Raw genomic sequence first — 18,816 nt, forward strand, 5'->3', positions numbered from 1 at the left:
AGAAATGTACCTGTCAGCGAGTGCATGAAGCGTGCCAGATAGCGGGCGTATCCCCCTCCCGAAAGCGGGATGCCAGATGGAATACGGCCTGGGATACAAGATCGAATTCTTATGATGTCAGGCGCGGGCAGCTGTTTATTTTTTCATCACAACGATGGCGCAGGGCTGCGCGATAAGGGGGCGTGAGTTGCGAGCTGGCTTACAACGTCTTGTCGGTCAGCAGCAACAAGGGCTGACAGCCTGGAAGGGATAACCCCATTTTTGATAGGGCTGTTTGACGAATCGGGTCTCTGGCTGAAAACTCCGGCAAGAGGATTCGCAGGCTGGCGGCAGGGATGACACGTGCGCGTTGAGGAAGATATCTATCTCGAAAATTATGCGATCAGGCGGAAAAGATTTATCTACGGTCGTCAGGACTATTACAGCTACGTATTCGTTGCCGCGAGTGAAACGTATGCCGTCATCGCGGGTCATTTAGCTGATGAAGAGGCGTTTGCCCGCATCGGTTATCAGATGCCGCCGGGAATGTCCTTCCCGGCTAATGGCCTGGCTGAGATCTGTTTTGACGTTTTCGATGGTCTGGAATGCCTGAGCGATTTCCGCCATATCAGGCTGGCAGGCCTGGGCAGCGCTGTTGTTTTAAAAAACGTGATACCCGCGCTGATGGCCCACCATGAAAGCTTCTCAACCGGTGGTTTTGTCTTTCAGGCTGCATCGGGCGAAATCGCTGACCGCAATCGTCCGACGCCGCTGGAAGAGATCTATGACGCGATACTTGGGTTAAAAAATGAACTACGCTACAATCGCAGGACCGGGTTGCCGAAGAACGCACCGCAACCTTTAATCCCGGACTGTTTCCGGGCTTATAAAGTCGTAACTACAGGGAGAGCTTGCTATGTCGTTTTACGGAAAACACGAAACTACCCCTCTGGAATCAGTGGATGCCCGGTACAGGAAGGTCAGATCGCGCTTGATTGCGGCGTGGCTGGCACAACCTGATCTGCCCGCGATTTACGCTCAGTTAGATCAGGCGAAAAAGCGCTCGTCGTCAGCCCTGTTGCGCCGCAAACTGAAAGAGTTTAATGCGCGCGAAATGCAGGAAGCCGGAACACGCACTTAACTCTGCAAGGCCCGCTAAGGGCCTTCTCTGTTTTCACGCTCTTCAGGCTCATCCGCACGCGGCGTCCCGCCGCTCACACCGCACTCGCCTTAATCAGGAAAATCAGTTCCGACCGACGTCTCTTTCCAGGCTTCGACCTCCGCCAGCCTCTCTTTAAGCTTGCCGATGACGGCTTCATGCCCCCAGGCACCCATCACCAGATGGCGTGGCGGACGATCCTCCTCCGTGATAGCAATCATCGCCCTGGCGGCGCGCGCCGGATCGCCCTTCTGGGTGCCGCTGCTTTCGGCGGTCGCTTTCATCCGTGCGGCTGCGGTCTCTGCATAATCCGGCAGCGTGCCCGGCGTCTGACGCAGTGAACGTCCCGCCCAGTCGGTGCGGAACGGGCCAGGCTCGACGCAGGTGACGTGAATGCCCAGCGGCCCCGCTTCCAGCGCCAGCGCATCGGACCAGCCCTCCACCGCATGTTTGCTGGCAGAGTAGTAGCCGGAGCTGGCGAAGCCGATTAAGCCAGCGACTGAAGTGATGTTGATGACGTGGCCGCTTCGCGCTTTTCTCATGACCGGCAGCACGGCGCGGGTCAGGGCAAACAGACCGAATACGTTGGCATCGAACTGCGCACGGATTTCGCTCTCCACGCCCTCTTCCACCGAACTCTGATAGCCATAACCGGCGTTATTCACCAGCACGTCGATCGTGCCGAAAGCGTCCAGCGCCGCCTTTACGGCCTGGTCGATGCTCGCCTGCTGTGTGACATCCAGAGCCACCGCCAGCGCATTGTCGTGTCCGTCGACCAGATCGGTAATGGCGTCGGTATGACGCGCCGTGACGACGACGTTAAAACCCCGTGCAATCGTCTGCCGGGCCAGTTCACGACCAAAACCGGTCGAACAGCCTGATATTAACCAGACAGGGGCAGAGTGAGCAGTCATACAGAGACTCCCGTTGAGTGTGATGAAATGGCGGATAACCCGGACGCGAAAGCATCCGGGCGTATAGGTCAGTGAAGCGCGACGGCCTCACTTAGCCCTGCTGCTTTTTATGAAACAGCTGACTGGCGGTGTCACTGATGATCTGCGCCGCACCGCGATCGCCCTTTACCATCGACGCCATAAAGGCTTTTGCCTGTTTAAAGGTAATGTGCGGCGGCAACGGGGCGACTTCGGGATCGGTTTTCACCTCCAGTAAAACCGGCCGGTCGGCGCTGAGTGCCTGCTGCCAGGCCGCCGCCAGCTCGTCCGGGTTATCGACATAAATCCCGACCAGCCCCAGCGAGCGGGCAAATTCGGCATATTTCACATCCGGCAACTGCTGCGAGGCATCGAAACGGGGGTTGCCCTCCATCACGCGCTGCTCCCAGGTCACCTGGTTGAGATCCTGGTTATTGAACACGCAGACAATCAGGCGCGGATCGGCCCACTGCTGCCAGTATTTCTGAATGGTGATCAGCTCGGCCATATTGTTCATCTGCATGGCGCCATCACCCACCAGCGCCACCACCGGTTTTTCCGGATGGGCAAATTTTGCCGCAATCGCGTAGGGCACCGCCGCGCCCATACAGGCCAGACCGCCGGAGAGCGTAGCACGCTGCCCCTGCTTAACCCGGTAATCGCGGGCAAACCAGTTAGCGCAGGAGCCGGAATCGGAGGTCACAATCGCGTTATCGGGCAGCTGGGGGGACATCTCCCACACTACCCGCTGCGGGTTAACCGGATTCGCGGGTGCCAGGGCGCGCTCCTCCATCAGGGTCCACCAGTCACGCACCTGCACGGCAATCTCTTCCTGCCAGCTGCGATCCTGCTTGTGCTCCAGCAGCGGCAACAGTGCACGCAGGGTTTCCGCCGCATCGCCGTGCAGATTGACCTCGCTGGGATAGCGCAGGCCAAGCATGGCCGGATCGATGTCGATCTGCACCGCACGCGCCTTGCCCTCTTCCGGCAGAAATTCTGTCCACGGGAAGCCGCTGCCGATCATCAGGAGCGTATCGCAGTTCTTCATCAAATCGGAGGAGGGTCTGGTGCCCAGCAGGCCTATCGACCCGGTGACAAAGGGTGCATCGTCCGGTAGCACATCCTTGCCCAGCAGGGCTTTTGCCACACCGGCACCCAGCACATTGGCGGCCTGAACCACCTCAACGGCCGCGCCGCGCGCGCCTGCACCAATCAGAATCGCCACTTTTTTACCGGCGTTGAGGACGTCGGCGGCGCGTTGCAGATCCCTCTCATAGGGGATCACTTTCGGACGCTGATAACCGCTGCCGGAATGGGTGAAACCGTGCAGATGCTGAGGCGGCTGCCACTCTTCATCCTGAATATCTTTGGGAATGATGATGACCGCCACGCCATTCTGCGCTTTGGCAATGCGCACGCCCCGGTCCAGCAGATGCCGCACCTGGCTCGTCGCCGAGGCTTCCTGAACAAAGTCAGCGACGTCGGAGAAGATGCGATCCAGATTCATCTCCTGCTGATAGCTGGCCCCGCGGGCGGTCGCTTCCGCCTGACCAGCAATCGCCAGTACCGGCGCATGGTCCATTTTCGCGTCGTAAAGGCCGGTCAGCAGGTGGGTGGCACCCGGTCCGCCGGTAGAGAGACAGACCCCCAGTTCGCCGGTGAACTTTGCATGTCCGGCGGCCATAAAAGCGGCCATCTCTTCGTGCCGCACCTGAATAAATTCGATGCCTTCGCCTTTAGCATTCGCACGCTGAATCGCGCCCAGCACCCCGTTGATGCCATCTCCCGGATAGCCGTAGATGCGTGTCACACCCCACTCTTTCAGGCGCTGGACAAAAAAATCACTGGTTTTCATGCTCATCGTCGCGTTTCCCCTCGTAGTCCATGCAGACTTAAAGCGTAGTAGACGATGAGCCTTTGCCTTTAATTGTTCGCGATAAGCGGGTACTTCTGACGCAAATCACTGAATATCTGCGCCATCTCCGCCGTTTCGCCTGATTCCTCAACCCTGCGGAAAACCTGGGTTTTCAGGAAGTGACGCCAGCTGACCGGCACGCTCGCCAGAAAAGCCGTCAGCAACTGATAACGCGCTGGCGTCCAGAGTGCTTCAAAGCGCTGCCGGGCGTCCCCATGCTCAAAATGGCGGGTTGCCTGCTGCGGCATACTGGCACGCAGGCACGCTGTGGCGTCATGATCTACGCGGTTATCTGTCATCACCACGCCATACTCCCTTCTGGCCGCTGCGATACTGAGATAGCCGCAGCGCACGTCCTGCATCACGGCTTCCACATCGCGCTGCGACGGCAGGCCATATCCGCCCGCGCCGGGGCCGCGCACCTCAACCACATCGCCCGGCTGGCAGTGGATCACATCCGTGTTGCCGTGATGAATGATCCCGCCGTTGCGCCGGGTGCAAAAGGTGGACAGCGCGCCGCTGCGTCCGCCCAGTACGCCCGCCGAGGCAAACACCGATCGGTTACGGTTGCGCGCCGTAATGGTGGTATCAGGCGAGAAGATCTCAAAGGCCATTTCAGTCGCTAAGCCGCCCCGGAACTGACCCGCGCCGGCACTGTCCTGCGCCAGTCCGTAGCGATGAAAATGAATCGGGACTTCCGCCTCGTTGATCTCTATCGGGGTGTTTTTCAGGAAGGCGGAAAGCCCGCCGGAACCATCGGGGCCATCATGACGCGGCGTACCGCCTGCTCCGCCGCCTACCGGCCCCAGCGAGGCGACGACGCTGCGGTCATGGATCTGCGTGCGGATATTCATAATGGAGTTGCCGCCGGGCGAGTTCGCCGGCAGGCGTTCCGGCATCGCCAGCGAGAAGACGCCGAGGGTCGCAATCTGCGACAGCGCGCAGGTCAGCGATCGCATCCCGACCGCCGCCGGTGCCTCGCAGTTCATTACCGTACCGGGCGGCAGAATGGCCCGGGTTGGCCGCAGCGTGCCCGCGTTGAGCAGCAGCGAGCGGTCCAGGGTTGAGAGCACATAGGTCACGCCCACCAGCGCCAGCGGATGCCGCTCCCGCCCGCCGGTCGGCATGTTCAGCGACGAGGCCAGCTGCGGATCGCTGCCGGTGTAGTCCAGCGTCAGCTGGTCGCCTTCGACCCGGAGCGTAACGGCGATGCGACAGGGATAGCCGCCCTCACCATCTTCATCGGCGTAGTCGGCATAGAAGTATTCGCCATCGGGGATGGTGCTGATGATGGCGCGCGCCTGCGCGTCGGCGTAATCGAGAATGCCCTCAATACCCTGCAGAAAATCGTCGAGGCCAAAGCGGGCAATGATGTCATGGATCTTACGCTCCCCTACGTTCACCGACGCCAGCTGCGCTTTGAAATCGCCCCAGTTCTGTTCTGGGACCCGGACGTTGAGCCGCATAATACTGGCAACCTCTTCATTAAGCTGACCCTGCCGCATGATCTTCAGCGGCGGGATGCGGATCCCCTCCTGCACGATATCGGTCAGCGAGCGCGACAGAGAAGCCGGCACCGCGCCGCCCACGTCGGTGTTATGGATGTGACCCACAACAAAGCAGACAATCTCGCCCTGATGGAACACCGGTTTCCAGATATGGATGTCGGGCGAGTGCGTGGCCACGTTACCGGCGTAGGCGTCGTTGGTGATACAGATGTCGCCCTCAGCATACTCCTCAATCAGCGCCAGTACCGGCGCGTAGTCAATGCCGCTGTACCAGGGCGCGCCAAAGCTGCGCGGCGAGGCAAAAGCCAGCCCGCTTCGGCTGACAATCTGGCAGGAGAAATCTTCCGTCTCTTTTACAAAGGTGGAGTGCGCGGTCCGCATCAGGGTAAAGGCCATCGCATCGGCCGCCGCGGCGCAGTAGTTCGCCAGAATTTGTAAGTTACGACCATCAATCGCCATGTTATGCCTCGCTCGCCGTAATCAGCAGGTTACCGAATGAATCGACCCTGACGCCCATCCCTGGCGGAACACAGGTAGTGCAGTCGTCCTGAGCGATAATGACCGGGCCACAGAGTTCATGCCCCGCACGCAGCGCCGCGCGCAGCACCAGATCGACCTGATGCCAGCCGCCGTCTATCCACGCCCGGGTCTGCTTCAGCACCGGCACCGCGTCCGTCGCCACGGGCAACGGGCTTATCACGGGTTTTGGCGTGGGTGAGACGATCACCAGCCGCAGCGTGATCAGCTGCACGGGCGCCTGCGGGTCGCAGTGACCAAACAGCTGATGATGCTGACGATCAAAGGCGTCATGCAGGGCGGTGAAATCCGCCTGTGCCAGCCACTCCGCCTCCAGCGGCACATCGATTTCAAACGACTGGCCGCGATAGCGCATGTCGGCGCTGAACTGCAGGTTATAGGGCATCCTGCTGCCGTGCTCCTCTGCCAGCCAGTGGCAGGCCCTCTGCTGCAGTGCCGCGGCTTCACTGGCCAGGGTATCGGCCAGCGCGGGCGTCAGATCGCCGTAAAGCGTGCGGATAAAGTCGTTACGGATGTCCGCCACCAGACCGCCCAGCGCGGAAAGGACGCCCGGCGTCGGCGGCACAATCACCCCTTTCATATTGAGTTCGCGGGCCAGAAAACAGCCCATCATCGGCCCCGCGCCGCCAAAGGCGAGAAACCAGAATTCACGCGGATCAAGGCCAAAGCGCGACAGCAGGCCGCTGGTGTCGCTGTACATGCTGGAGATCGCCAGCTGGATGGCGGTTTCTGCCGTTTCCTGCACCGAAATGTTGAGCGCCTCAGCCAGGGGCTGAAAGGCCTGACAGGCGGCATCAACATCGACCGTCACCGCGTCGTATCCCAGCGCGCCGTGGCCCATCATGCCGCAGGCAGCGAAGGCATCGGTGGCCGTGGGCTGCGTTCCGCCGCGCCCGAAGCAGACGGGTCCGGGCAGCGAGCCTGCACTGTCTGGCCCCATCTGCAACACGCCCTGCCCGTCGATCCACGCCAGCGAGCCGCCGCCCTGACCCACCGAGGTCACGGCAACCGAAGGAATAAATATCGGGAAGTCGCCGATGATCTCACCGTTACCCTGCGCCACGTTCCCATTGATAATCACCGCCACATCGGCGCTGGTGCCGCCAATATCCAGGCTGAGGATTTTGTCAAAACCGCAGGCGCTGGCGAGATAGCTGGCACCAATTACCCCGGACGCCGTCCCGGAAAGTACCATCTGCACGCATTCACGCTTCGCCTGTTCGACGCCCATGACGCCGCCATTGGATTTTGTAATGCGCGGCGGCGGCCTGACGCCCAGCCGTTTCAGCGCCTGTTCAAAAGAGGTCAGGTAGTGGATCACCATCGGCTGCACGTAGGCATTGATGGTGGCGGTAATGGTGCGTTCATATTCGCGGATAATCGGCCAGATGTCCGCAGAGCAGGAGGTGAGCAGTTCAGGCGCCACCTCATCGATAATCGCTTTCACTGCCGCTTCGTTGTGCCGGTTGCGATAGCTGTGCAGGAGCGAGACCACAATGCCCTGGCAGCCTGCGGCGCGTGCCTGGTCGATAGCGTTGAGCACGCTCTGGCGATCCACCGGTTGCAGCACCTTGCCGTGCGCGTCACTGCGCTCGCGGATGGCAAACACCCGGTCGCGGGTGATCAGCGGTGCCGCTCGCCGCGAGAAAAGGTCATGAATATGGGGGATTTTCAGCCGGGCCAGCTCCAGCACGTCGCAGAAGCCTTCGGTGGTAAACAGCGCCAGGCGCACGCCGCGCCGCTGAATAACCGCGTTGATCCCGACCGTGGTGCCGTGGGTAAAGTAACCAATCTCCGCAGGGTCAATGCCCTGCTGCTGCTGAAACTGCGTCAGCCCGGTCACGATCTCGCTACCGGGCTTATCCGGTCGCGACAGGACTTTCAGGGTGTGGATCTGGTGGGTCTGTTGATCAAGCACGGCGAAATCGGTAAAGGATCCACCAATATCCACGCCAACGCGGTATCGCATATCGGGTTAACTCCTGTGTCAGGAAGGGGGGAACTCCATCAGCGTTTCGGGGTGCTGCACCACGCGCCAGCCGAGCCGCTGGTAGACCTGGTGAGCATCCTGGGTTGAGAGCATCCAGCGATGCACCGTTTGCAGCTCCGGATGTTCACGGACGCAGGTCGCCAGCCAGCTGCCCAGCCCGTAACCACGCCAGTTTTCGTCAATCATCACATCGCACAGCCAGCCAAAGCGGGTGTAGTCGGTGATCAGCCGGGCAAAGCCAATCTGTGACGTCTGGTCATAGAGGCCAAAGGGCAGCGACCCGGCTATCGCCCTGCGGGTTTTCGTTTCCGGCTGGCCTTTGGCCCAGTACGATTTTTCCGCCAGCTGGTGGTGAATCCAGTCCAGATCGAGTCGCTGGCGGCAGGTCGAGATGGTGAACGCCTCGCGCTGCCACTGCTGGTCAGCAATCTGTAATGAGTCCATGACAACTCCTTGTTCTGTGAAAATCAGTGTAAGAGGATTCATGCAACGGTTGAGGCTGTAACGGGCGACAAAACCCGGTAAAGCCATTGAAATTAACAGCGGAAAAAAATTTTATGCTGATGCAGGATCGTCAGATTCGCGCGGGAAAAGCGTGCAGGACGAAACGGCCGGAAAGGAGGCGCGGGACCGGGATGACGGCCCGCATTCAGAGTGCATCAAGAAAGGGGCAATGCCTGGCCGCCCCTTATACGCCGAACTCGACGGAGTTATGTTTGCCGATCAGCGATCGCAGTGGCACGCTGCTTTTCATAATCGGGGATTTAATCACGATATAACTGAAGTATTTATCAATGCCGATCTGAGCATCAAGCAGCTTCTCAATAACTTCCTGATAGTGCTCAATACTGCGGGTAATAAAGCGCAGCAGGTAGTCGTAGCCGCCGGTGATGAGATGACACTCCATCAGTTCATCCACGTCGCGCATCGCACTTTCGAATTTCATAAAGTCTTCGCGACGATGGCCTGACAGGGTGACTTCGGTAAAAACCGTTACCGAATCGGTAATACGGGTAAGATTGATGTGCGCTTCATAGCCGGTGATAAATCCGGCCTGCTCCAGACGTTTGACCCGTTGCAGGCAGGGGCTGGGCGAGAGACCTACGGCATCGGCGAGGTTTACGTTGCTGATACGGCCATCTTTCTGAAGCTGCACCAGAATATTGATGTCAATGCGGTCGAGTTTCATTAAGCCGTTCATAGCATCCCCTCACTGTCAGAGCCTGTACCGGCAGGCGTCATGGTGGCAGGCAGTCCGGAGAGGGACAGCGCGGAACAACCAGCACGAACAGAGAGCCGTCGGGATGGTGAGCACTGCCCAAAGCAGACTGACAATTTAAATAGCCTGACCGGATAGGCTCTTAGTTAAATGTGCAGAACCTCCCGAAGATATAACACGCTTTACAGTTAATGCGCCAGTGCTTCGCAGTGGTTATACCAGCGGGAGATTTTCGACTTACTTTAACAAAATCAATGAGGAACGGTTTTATCCCAACCGGCCGGTGGCGCGGGCCAGTGCAATATCAAAAATATGCAGCGCCTCTTCCAGCTGTGAGTCGGTGGTGACCAGTGGCGCGAGGAAGCGAATGGTGTTGCGATGCAGACCGCATTTAATCAGCAGCAGCCCTTCCTGGCAGGCACTGTCCAGGATCTTCTGGGTCAGCGCCGCATCGGGACGGCCGGTTTCGTAATCGAGAATCTCCACCGCCTGCATAAAGCCCACGCCGCGCACGTCACCGATGCAGGCATATTTTTCTGCCAGCTGGCGCAGTCGTCCATTAAGCTGCTCACCGAGCTGGCAGGAACGCTGCAGCAGGTTCTCCTGCTCAAACAGATCCAGTACCGCCAGCGCCGCCGCACAACCCAGGGCATTACCGCCGTAGGTGCCGCCCAGCCCGCCCGGCGTCGGCGCATCCATGATTTCTGCCCGGCCGACCACACCGGAAATCGGCAGGCCGCCGCCCAGACTTTTTGCCAGGGTGATCAGGTCCGGTTTTATGCCCAGCTGCTGGAACGCGAACATCGTGCCGGTGCGCCCGAAGCCGGACTGCACCTCATCGCAGATCAGCAGAATGCCGTGCTGACTGGTGATCCGCCGCAGCGCCTGCATAAAGGCCGGACCCGCAGGCAGGAATCCGCCGTCGCCCTGCACCGGCTCAATAATGATCGCCGCGACCCGCTCCGGCAGGATCTGCACGGCAAAGAGCTGATCCAGCGCCTTCAGGCAGTCCGCTTCGGTGATGCCGTGCAGCGGATTCGGAAAAGGCAGCCGGTAGATATCCCCGGGGAACGGGCCAAAGTTCTGTTTGTAAGGCGCGGACATACCGGTCAGGGTGACGCCCAGCAGGGTCCGGCCATGAAACGCCCCATCAAATGCGATGATGCCAGGCCGCTGCGTATGCGAGCGGGCAATCTTGACCGCATTTTCTACGGCTTCCGCGCCACTGGTAAAGAAGACGCTTTTATACGCCTCATCACCGCCGACCAGCCGGTTCAGCCGTTGCGCCAGCTCGATGTAGCCCGGATAGGCCACCACCTGAAAACAGGCGTGAGAGACCAGGCCCAGCTGGCGGGTAACCGCACTGACCACCGCCGGGTGATTGTGGCCGACATTCAGCACGCCGATGCCGCCGACGAAGTCGAGATAGCGGTTGCCCTCTACGTCCCACACTTCACTGCCTCTGGCGCGTTCGATCACCAGCGGATGGGCGGTCACAACTCCGCGCGGGACGTTCTGCTCACGTGCATCCAGTAACAGGCTGTTATCGGAGTATGCTTGCTGTTCTGCCATGACATTCTGCATTCTAAACCCTCATCCACGTAACGTTCGGTTGGCTCAAGTATCGCAATGCACGGGTTTATTACGCTGCCGTAATTCCCCATGCAGCGGCATTTCCTGTCAAAATCCCGCAGCATTCAGCAGGGAAATTTCTCCGCCAGCGCCTGGCGGATCAGCGTGACAAAAACGTCAACGCCATATGGAATCAGCGCATCATTGAAGTCATACGCGGCGTGGTGCAGCGGCTTACTGGGTGCCGAACCCAGCCACAGATAGGCACCGGGGCGCGCCTGCAGCATAAACGCAAAATCTTCGGAGGTGAGCGCAGGCCGGGGCGCGAGATCCGCCCGGATGCCAGCGGCTGTCAGGGCCTCCAGACAGAACTGCGCCTCCGCCCCGCTGTTCAGCGTTGCCGGGTAGTAGCGCAGGTAACTGACCTCGGCCTGAAGGCCGTGGGCAGCGGTGATGTGCTCTGCCATCTGACGCATCCGGGCTTCGATCGTATCCTGCGCGGCCGCGCTGAAGGTGCGCACCGTGCCGGTGATGCTCGCCTCTGAGGGGATCATGTTGTGCGAAAAGCCCCCCTGCATCCGGGTCACGGTGAGCAGCGCCGTTTCGCACGGATCGAGCGCGCGCGGAACCAGCGTATTGAGCTGCACTACCAGCTCGCTGATCGCCAGCAGGGTATCGCCCGTCAGGTGAGGCTGCGCGGCATGGCCGCCGCCGCCCAGCACGCGGATATCGAACCGATCGGCCGCCGCCATAATGGGACCGGGCCGGGTCTGCACCTGGCCGAGCGGCAGCTCCGGCCAGTTATGAATGGCGTAGACGGCATCGCAGGGAAACCGGCTGAACAGGCCGTCATCAATCATCGCCCGGGCGCCCGCCAGCCCCTCTTCCGCAGGCTGAAAGATAAAGCAGACCGTGCCGTCAAAATGGACGTCGCGCGCCAGTGTTTCGGCAGCGCCAAGTAGCATCACCGTATGGCCGTCATGGCCGCAGGCGTGACTCACCTGTTCGGTTCCGCTCTGCCAGGCCGTGCCGCTCTGATCCCGCATCGGCAGCGCATCCATGTCCGCCCGCAGGCCGATCATGCGCGGACTACTGCCCTTTTTCAGTATCCCGACGACACCGGTTTTACCGATCCCGCGATGCACTTCAATGCCCTGCTCCTGCAGAAAACGGGCCACGATGTCGCTGGTGCGCTGCTCCTGAAAACCCAGCTCCGGGTGGGCATGTAAATCGCGGCGCAGGGCCACTAAGTGTTCCATCTCAATATCCTCGCGAACGGTCGATTTCACCGTGCAGCGGCTCGCCTCGCTGATAACGCCGCAGATTTTCCAGCAGGGCCGCAATAGCACTCTCATTCTGTGTCTGGCTGGCGATGTGCGGTGTCAGCCAGATGGCGGGATGGTGCCAGAAGGGGTGGTCCGGCGGTAACGGCTCCGGGTCGGTCACGTCAATCACGGCGGCGCGCAGCTGACCGCCTGCCAGCGCCTGCAGCAGATCGTCCTCTGCCAGTTGCGGGCCTCGCCCGACCTGCACCAGCGCCGCACCTGGTGGCAACTGACTGAACAGCGTCCGGTTGAGCAGACCCCGCGTGGTTTCGGTCAGAGGCAGCAGGCAGACCAGAATCTCGCTGTGCGCCAGAAACGCCGCCAGCTGATCGTCGCCGTGCCAGCAGCGAACAGCGGGAGAGTGGCGCGGCGTGCGGCTCCAGCCTGCACAGTCAAAGCCCAGCGCCACCAGCTGCGCCAGCACAGCCTGCCCCAGCTCCCCCATTCCCATCACGCCCACCCGACGCTGCGCGGCGGGTGTGGCACTGTGAGCCAGCCACTGCTGCTGACGTTGCTGATGGAAATAGCGTGGCATGTCGCGATGCAGGCCGAGCACCGCGAAGGTGACATATTCGACCATGCCCTGCGTCAGTCCCGGCTCAACCATTCTGATCACCGGCAGGTCGGGCGGCAGCGCATGCAGGTCAAACTGATCGGCTCCGGCTCCCACTGAAAACAGCAGCTTCAGACGGGGAAAGCGTGCCGGAATATCAGCCGGTGGCAGCCAGGCGACCAGCGCCTCCACCTGCGCCGGATCGCCGGTTTCAGGCCAGATATGCAGCTGAATATCGGGCGCATGTTCTGCCAGCCAGCGTTGCCAGATGCGGCCACGTTCCGGTTCGGATTTATAAACGATGTGCATCAGGCCATCGCCTGAGTCATGAGTCCGAATGCCTGCATACCCTGCGGCGTCCAGGGCGTGCCGCGCACCATCGTGACAGGGGCATCAACCTGATCCAGCCCAAGGGTATGAAGCCAGCTGGCCATCGGCAGGCGGGCATCGGTGTCGATGCGCAGAAACTGCCCCTCAAGCGACTGCATCAGTGTGGCGACCAGCGCCTGCGCGACCGGGAACGCCGCCGCGATCACCGGGCCAATCGCCCAGCCGTGGCCGAAACGGCGCAGGCTGGCGAAGCCCTGAATCTGTTGTGCCGCATCCTCCAGCAGCACTGTCTGGCAGTCCCGCAGCAAATGTTCATAGAGTGCCGGACGGGACATGCCGTTTGCCTGCTGATCCAGCGTCACCAGCGCGGCGTGATCGGCCAGGGTCGCCGGACGCAGTTGCAGCCCCGCCGGGATCGCCACCGCCGGAAGCGTGGTCAGGGCGCGGGTCTGATGCTGGCGGATCTCGCCGCAGGTGACGAAACCGAGCTTTTCATACAACCCCTTGCCCATTTCAGTGGCGTGCAGCCGGACATGACAGTCGGGCACTTTTTCCAGTTGGGCCAGCATCAGCTGTTTGCCCAGCCCGCGCCCCTGCTGCTGATTATCCACAATCACCAGCCCCAGCGTGGCGGCGCGCTCGCCCCAGCGCCAGAGTATCGCGCTGCCGATGATCCGGCCCTGCTCTTCAATCACCGTCCCCTCACCCAGTTGCAGCGCCAGCTGCCAGTCTTCCCGGCGGTGAGGCCATTTCAGCGCCTGCGTCATCTGGAAGCAGGCGTCGAGATCATCAGGTGTCATTGCGCGTAGTGTCAGGCTCATTCGCGTTCTCCTTACATCATGCCTGGCGTATCAAGTCCGCTGCCGTCAACCAGACGGCTGTAGCGGTAAGGTGTCGGATCCACCACCGGTGTGGCTTCGGTTGCCAGATCGGCGGCCAGTCGTCCGGCGCCCGGTCCGATGCCGAAGCCGTGGGCGCTGTAACCCGCCGAGAGTATCAGTCCCGGCACTTTTGCCACCGCCGAGATCACCGGAATGGCATCCGGGGTGCTGTCAATCATGCCGCCCCACGCCTGCGCCAGCCTGAGACCGGCCAGCGCCGGATATTCCCGTCGCATCGCCGCCAGCCCCTCTTCGACAATCCCGGCATCGGCAGCCGGATCGAGAATTCGCATGCGTTCAAACGGCGACTCGCGGTCAAAAGCCCAGCGTCCCATCGCTTCCGGGCCATTGAAAAACGGCGACAGGCCGAGGTTCAGCGTGAGGTTTTTCCGGCGACTTTTAAAGGTCGGATAGAACTGACGCGCATAGCGCAGCCCCTGCGCCCCCGGCTCCAGCCGTCCCCGGCCGGAGACCGACACGGTATAACTGCCATCCAGCTGGGGCCGGCAGGCAAAGCCGGGCGTATAGAGCGGCATGGCGATCGCCTGTTCGATCGGCTGCGTGCGGAAGGCCGTACCTATCACGTTGCCGAGCGGCAGATCGATGCCGTGGCGACGACAGAACATGGAGGTCCAGGCACCCGCCGCACAGATCACCCGGCTGGTTTTGATCAGCCCGCGCTCGGTCCAGACGCCGCTGACCCGTCCGGCAGCGATATCCAGTCCGCGAACGGCGCACTGCTGAAACAGCAGTGCCCCTTTTTTCTGGGCGCCCGCCACCAGCCCTGGCGCAGCCAGCCGTGGTTCAGCGTGACCGTCGGTGGGCGAGGAGAGGCCGCCCCGCCAGTTCGAGGTGCTGCCGGGCGTCATGGCTTTGGCCTGCTCCGCTGTCAGGATGGAACTCTGCATACCGTAGCCTTTGGCCATCTGGTTCCACTTATCCCAGGCCGCAATCTCTGACTCCTCCTGTGTGGCGTAGACCAGCCCGCTGCGACGGAATCCCAGCTCCTCCCCGGTTTCCGCGTTAAGCTCGCCCCAGCGCTGCAGCGCATAGATAATCAGCGGCAGTTCACGCTCATCGCGATTCTGCTGGCGACACCAGCCCCAGTTGCGGCTCGACTGCTCTGCCCCGACCAGACCTTTTTCGATGAGCACGACATTCACGCCCTGTTTCGCCAGTTCAAAGGTGGCCGCAGCCCCGGCGATACCGGCACCAATGACCACCACATCGGCGGAATCGGGGAAATTGACACTATCCTGTACGTAACGAAGGGGTGCAGGCATAAAAAGAGAACCTCTGTTGTCAGTAACCGATCGGCTGCACGGCAATATCGCCGCATTGCAACTGACCCGTGCGTCTCACCGCCCGCAATGGCGGCAGAGACGGGTAAATGTGGGCGCATTCAGCCTCGCTGAAAGCGTGCCGCTTACTCCGCTTTTAAAATCTCTTCGTGTTCGTCCAGCCATCCCTGACGCAGCTCCGGCACTGCCCGTTTCAGCCGCTCAAAATAGAGTTCGCGGGTTGGCTTATCGTAGTCCTGCCGCGCCAGCTGCGTGACGATGCGGCCACTCTTCATGACCACAATCTCATCGCACACCGCGCGCACCGCATGCATGTCATGGCTGATGAAGATCACGGCCAGCCCCAGCTCACGGCGCAGTTCGCTGATTAAGTCGAGCACCGCGGCGGCGACCACGGTATCCAGCGCCGAGGTGACCTCGTCGCACAGGATCAGATCCGGCTCCGCCGCCAGCGCCCGTGCCAGGTTGACACGCTGCTTCTGCCCACCCGACAGCGCCCAGGGACGCCGCCACAGGACGCTGCGCGGCAGCTGCACCAGATCCAGCAGCTGCCAGAGCCGCTGCTGCCGGGCCGCTCCGCTCAGGCCGTGAAACAGCGTCAGCGGTCGCGACAGGATCCGCTCCACGCTGTGGGCCGGGTTCAGCGCCGTGTCCGCCATCTGAAACACATACTGAATACGCCGCAGCTCGTTATCCGGGCGTTTCTGCATATCGCCCGCGATGTAGTGGCCGTTGAAAAGAATATGCCCCTGACTCGGCGCATTCAGCCCGGCGATGGCGTGGGCCAGTGTGGTTTTGCCGGAGCCTGACTCACCAATAATGCCGATCGCCTGCCCTTTCCACAGCTGAAGATTGATCCCCGCCAGAATAGGGATTTTTGGCTGTCCGTCGCTGCCTCGCGGGCCATATCCTGCACTGAGGTCGCGCACTTCCAGCAACGGCTGGATATCGGCCGAGTCCGGGCACCAGTTGCTGGGCCGCTCTTTCTGCCGTGCGGCCTCCATCAGCTGACGGGTGTAGTCCGCCTGCGGCGCGCCCATCAGGTGTGCGGTCGAACCATACTCCGCCATTCTGCCCCGCAGCAGCACCAGGATCCGGTCAGCCATCTGCGCCACCACGGCCAGATCGTGGCTGACATAAATCGCAGTGACGCCACGCTGCAGGACCACGCGGCGAAACGCCTTCAGTACCTCCACCTGCGTCGTCACATCCAGCGCGGTGGTCGGTTCGTCCAGGATCACCACGTCCGGTTCACCGATCAGCGCCATCGCCGTCATCAGACGCTGTAACTGGCCGCCCGAGACCTGATGCGGATAGCGATCGCCGATAGTCTCCGGATCCGGCAGCGCCAGCTCACGGAACAGGCCGATCGCCCTGGCTTTTGCCTCCCTGCGGGTCAGCGTGCCATGAATGACGACCGGCTCGATCACCTGATCCATTATTTTCATGCCCGGGTTAAACGACGCCGCCGCACTCTGCGCGATATAGGCGACTTTGTTGCCGCGAAAGGCGCGCAGCTGACCCGGTGTGAGGCTGTTAACGTCGGTGCCCGCAACGTGCACATGCCCTTCGGCTATGCGGCAGCCGCTGCGGGCATAGCCCATCAGCGCCATTGCGATAGTGGTTTTACCCGAACCGGATTCTCCAATCAGTGCCAGTACCTCCCCTTTCTGCACCGTAAAGTGAATGTCAGAAACCAGGTCGATCTCTTCACCGCGATCGGTCTGCGCCGTCACGCGCAGTTTGTCGACGGAAATGACAGGCATTGCGGTATGTGGTGTCACGTTCATGCTCCCTCCTTCGCCAGGGTCATCGGACGCATCGCCTGCAGGCTGTCGATAAACAGGTTGGCCCCGATAGTCAGGCTGGCGATGGCCAGCGCAGGCATCAGCACCGCAGGCGAGCCGTCAAACAGACCCTGCATATTTTCACGTACCAGCGTGCCCCAGTCGGCGTAAGGCGGCTGCACGCCCAGGCCGAGGAAACTCAGGCCGCTCAGCAGCAGAACGATGTAGACAAAGCGCAGGCCAAAGTCAGTCAGCATCGGGTGCACCATGTTGGGCAGAATATCGTGGATGGCGATATACCAGCGGCTTTCACCACGCAGCCGTGAGGCGCGCACGTAGTCCATGCTGCGCAGCGAGCTGGCCATGGCAAAGGCGATGCGGAAGGCACCCGGCCAGTAGGTAAAGACGGCGGTCAGGACCAGCATCGGCAGCGAGGAGCCAAACACCGCCACGATCATCAGCGACAGCACTTTGCCCGGCAGCACCAGCAGCGCGTCATTGATGCGGCCCAGCAGCTCTTCCAGCCAGCGTCCGGTTACGGCGGCGAGCAGCGCCAGCAGCGTGCCGACCAGACTGGCCAGCAGCGCGGCACTCAGCGCCAGACCGATAGAGAACTTCGCACCGTAGAGAATGCGGCTCAGCATGTCGCGTCCCAGGTAGTCGGTTCCCAGCAGGTTCTCGGCGGTCAGGCCTCCCATCAGCGGACCGCCGCCGATATCGTCAATGCTGTGCGGCGCCAGGGCGGTGCCGAACAGCGCCATCAGCAGCCAGAACAGCGACACCAGCAGCCCCAGCCGTCCTGACCAGGAGAGCGACTGCAGGAAACGCCACGGCAACAAGAGAGTATTCATGCGCTTCTCCATTTCGGGTTAAAGGCGATAGTCAGAATATCGGCCAGCAGCAGCAGCACCAGGTAACAGGCGGCAAACAGCATGACGCAGAGCTGCACCACGGGCAGATCGCGGTTACTGACCGCATCGACCAGCTGGCTGGCCAGACCGGGATAGCTGAAGATGGTTTCGATGATGATGACGCCGCCAAACAGATAGGAGAGGCTGAGCGAGATGGCATTGGCAATCGGCCCGACCGCGTTGGGCAGCGCGTGACGCAGAACGGCCCTGAGCGGCGACACGCCCTTCAGCTGCGCCATCTCCAGGTAGGGGCTGTCGAGCTGATTGATAATGGCGGCGCGGGTCATACGGGCCATCTGCGCCACCAGCACGCAGCAGAGCGTCAGCACCGGCAGCGCGTACGCTTTGAGGTAGCTCAGCAGGTCGCTGTCGGGGCTGCCGAATGACATGGCTGACACCCAGTGCAGCCGGACGGCAAAGATCAGCACCGCCACGGTCGCTACCAGAAATTCAGGCACCGCCACCGTTGCCATCGTCGCAATGACCAGCGCACGATCGAGCCGGGAGCCACGATTCATCGCGGCCAGGATGCCGATCAGCAGCGCCAGCGGCACGCAGATCAGCGTGGTGATAGCCGCCAGTTCAAAGGTCGCGGGGATGCGCTGCGCCACCAGTTGCGAGACCGGCAGATGACTGGCAAACGAGATGCCAAAATCACCCTGCACCAGCCCGGCCAGCCAGTGGAGATAGCGCATCAACAGAGGCTGGTCGAGGCCCAGTTGCTGCCGTAACGCCGCCACCGTTTCCGGCGTGGCGTTCTGGCCCAGGATCATCTGCGCCGCGTCACCGGGCAGCAGGCTGGTGATGAAAAACACCACCGCCGAGACGATAAGCAACGTCAGGATGCCGGCACCCGTGCGCCGGGCAATCAGAAACAGCATGTATCGGTTCATCGGCGAACTCCCTATAGGTAGCCT

General features: G+C 61.3%; 15 protein-coding genes. 1 reads left to right on the forward strand and 14 read right to left on the reverse strand.

The genetic code is table 11. The features are described 5' to 3' along the window. The first annotated feature begins 342 nt into the window (after positions 1 to 342). Positions 343 to 999: a hypothetical protein gene (locus ACR6AS_RS07700; RefSeq protein ID WP_434161640.1), complete on the forward strand. Its 657-nt coding sequence runs from the start codon at positions 343 to 345 to the stop codon at positions 997 to 999. 210 nt (positions 1,000 to 1,209) lie between these two features. Here ACR6AS_RS07700 and ACR6AS_RS07705 read toward each other — a convergent pair whose 3' ends face one another. The 14 genes from ACR6AS_RS07705 to ACR6AS_RS07770 all read right to left on the reverse strand — a co-directional run bounded on the left by ACR6AS_RS07705 (position 1,210) and on the right by ACR6AS_RS07770 (position 18,792). Next, positions 1,210 to 2,052 (reverse strand): oxidoreductase, encoded by an 843-nt coding sequence (locus ACR6AS_RS07705; protein ID WP_367395595.1) that lies wholly within the window; start codon positions 2,050 to 2,052, stop codon positions 1,210 to 1,212. 91 nt (positions 2,053 to 2,143) lie between these two features. Continuing rightward, positions 2,144 to 3,931 carry a thiamine pyrophosphate-requiring protein gene (locus tag ACR6AS_RS07710; protein WP_434161642.1) on the reverse strand — a complete coding sequence of 596 codons (1,788 nt, stop codon included), beginning with the start codon at positions 3,929 to 3,931 and terminating at the stop codon, positions 2,144 to 2,146. A 62-nt stretch (positions 3,932 to 3,993) separates the two neighbouring features. Continuing rightward, positions 3,994 to 5,952 (reverse strand): hydantoinase B/oxoprolinase family protein, encoded by a 1,959-nt coding sequence (locus ACR6AS_RS07715; protein WP_434161644.1) that lies wholly within the window; start codon positions 5,950 to 5,952, stop codon positions 3,994 to 3,996. Position 5,953: 1 nt separating this feature from the next. Further along, positions 5,954 to 7,999, reverse strand: coding sequence for a hydantoinase/oxoprolinase family protein (locus ACR6AS_RS07720; RefSeq protein ID WP_434161646.1), 2,046 nt, complete (start codon positions 7,997 to 7,999; stop codon positions 5,954 to 5,956). Positions 8,000 to 8,017: 18 nt separating this feature from the next. Beyond that, positions 8,018 to 8,464, reverse strand: coding sequence for a GNAT family N-acetyltransferase (locus tag ACR6AS_RS07725; protein WP_434161648.1), 447 nt, complete (start codon positions 8,462 to 8,464; stop codon positions 8,018 to 8,020). A 244-nt stretch (positions 8,465 to 8,708) separates the two neighbouring features. Further along, the gene (locus ACR6AS_RS07730; protein ID WP_111140661.1) at positions 8,709 to 9,221 is read right to left on the reverse strand and encodes an Lrp/AsnC family transcriptional regulator; all 513 of its coding nucleotides are present in this window, start codon (positions 9,219 to 9,221) and stop codon (positions 8,709 to 8,711) included. A 285-nt stretch (positions 9,222 to 9,506) separates the two neighbouring features. After that, positions 9,507 to 10,823 carry a 4-aminobutyrate--2-oxoglutarate transaminase gene (gene gabT, locus ACR6AS_RS07735; RefSeq protein WP_111140662.1) on the reverse strand — a complete coding sequence of 439 codons (1,317 nt, stop codon included), beginning with the start codon at positions 10,821 to 10,823 and terminating at the stop codon, positions 9,507 to 9,509. Positions 10,824 to 10,936: 113 nt separating this feature from the next. After that, positions 10,937 to 12,070 carry a M20 aminoacylase family protein gene (locus tag ACR6AS_RS07740; protein ID WP_434161651.1) on the reverse strand — a complete coding sequence of 378 codons (1,134 nt, stop codon included), beginning with the start codon at positions 12,068 to 12,070 and terminating at the stop codon, positions 10,937 to 10,939. Between the two features lies 1 nt (position 12,071). After that, a complete protein-coding gene (locus ACR6AS_RS07745) occupies positions 12,072 to 12,998 on the reverse strand; it encodes a 2-hydroxyacid dehydrogenase (RefSeq protein ID WP_111140664.1) in 927 nt (308 codons plus the stop codon). Further along, positions 12,998 to 13,840, reverse strand: coding sequence for a GNAT family N-acetyltransferase (locus ACR6AS_RS07750; RefSeq protein ID WP_434161653.1), 843 nt, complete (start codon positions 13,838 to 13,840; stop codon positions 12,998 to 13,000). Before ACR6AS_RS07750 ends, ACR6AS_RS07745 begins: the two co-directional genes overlap by 1 nt. A gap of 11 nt (positions 13,841 to 13,851) precedes the next feature. Continuing rightward, entirely contained in the window at positions 13,852 to 15,183 is a 1,332-nt protein-coding gene (locus ACR6AS_RS07755) for an NAD(P)/FAD-dependent oxidoreductase (RefSeq protein ID WP_434161655.1), read from the reverse strand. 143 nt (positions 15,184 to 15,326) lie between these two features. Continuing rightward, positions 15,327 to 16,991, reverse strand: a complete 1,665-nt coding sequence (locus ACR6AS_RS07760) for an ABC transporter ATP-binding protein (RefSeq protein WP_128084501.1) — start codon at positions 16,989 to 16,991, stop codon at positions 15,327 to 15,329. Beyond that, positions 16,988 to 17,839: an ABC transporter permease gene (locus ACR6AS_RS07765; protein ID WP_111140668.1), complete on the reverse strand. Its 852-nt coding sequence runs from the start codon at positions 17,837 to 17,839 to the stop codon at positions 16,988 to 16,990. The genes ACR6AS_RS07760 and ACR6AS_RS07765 overlap by 4 nt, the downstream gene beginning before the upstream one ends. Continuing rightward, positions 17,836 to 18,792, reverse strand: a complete 957-nt coding sequence (locus ACR6AS_RS07770; RefSeq protein ID WP_111140669.1) for an ABC transporter permease — start codon at positions 18,790 to 18,792, stop codon at positions 17,836 to 17,838. The genes ACR6AS_RS07765 and ACR6AS_RS07770 overlap by 4 nt, the downstream gene beginning before the upstream one ends. Positions 18,793 to 18,816 lie beyond the last annotated feature (24 nt).

This window comes from Pantoea phosphatilytica (assembly GCF_051025615.1).
GTDB lineage: Bacteria > Pseudomonadota > Gammaproteobacteria > Enterobacterales > Enterobacteriaceae > Pantoea.

Coding starts and splice junctions, on each gene's coding strand:
- ACR6AS_RS07705 (WP_367395595.1), bottom strand. CDS start 2,052: ATGACTGCTCACTCTGCCCCTGTCTGGTTAATATCAGGCTGTTCGACC.
- ACR6AS_RS07710 (WP_434161642.1), bottom strand. CDS start 3,931: ATGAGCATGAAAACCAGTGATTTTTTTGTCCAGCGCCTGAAAGAGTGG.
- ACR6AS_RS07715 (WP_434161644.1), bottom strand. CDS start 5,952: ATGGCGATTGATGGTCGTAACTTACAAATTCTGGCGAACTACTGCGCC.
- ACR6AS_RS07720 (WP_434161646.1), bottom strand. CDS start 7,999: ATGCGATACCGCGTTGGCGTGGATATTGGTGGATCCTTTACCGATTTC.
- ACR6AS_RS07725 (WP_434161648.1), bottom strand. CDS start 8,464: ATGGACTCATTACAGATTGCTGACCAGCAGTGGCAGCGCGAGGCGTTC.
- ACR6AS_RS07730 (WP_111140661.1), bottom strand. CDS start 9,221: ATGAACGGCTTAATGAAACTCGACCGCATTGACATCAATATTCTGGTG.
- gabT (WP_111140662.1), bottom strand. CDS start 10,823: ATGCAGAATGTCATGGCAGAACAGCAAGCATACTCCGATAACAGCCTG.
- ACR6AS_RS07740 (WP_434161651.1), bottom strand. CDS start 12,070: ATGGAACACTTAGTGGCCCTGCGCCGCGATTTACATGCCCACCCGGAG.
- ACR6AS_RS07745 (WP_111140664.1), bottom strand. CDS start 12,998: ATGCACATCGTTTATAAATCCGAACCGGAACGTGGCCGCATCTGGCAA.
- ACR6AS_RS07750 (WP_434161653.1), bottom strand. CDS start 13,840: ATGAGCCTGACACTACGCGCAATGACACCTGATGATCTCGACGCCTGC.
- ACR6AS_RS07755 (WP_434161655.1), bottom strand. CDS start 15,183: ATGCCTGCACCCCTTCGTTACGTACAGGATAGTGTCAATTTCCCCGAT.
- ACR6AS_RS07760 (WP_128084501.1), bottom strand. CDS start 16,991: ATGAACGTGACACCACATACCGCAATGCCTGTCATTTCCGTCGACAAA.
- ACR6AS_RS07765 (WP_111140668.1), bottom strand. CDS start 17,839: ATGAATACTCTCTTGTTGCCGTGGCGTTTCCTGCAGTCGCTCTCCTGG.
- ACR6AS_RS07770 (WP_111140669.1), bottom strand. CDS start 18,792: ATGAACCGATACATGCTGTTTCTGATTGCCCGGCGCACGGGTGCCGGC.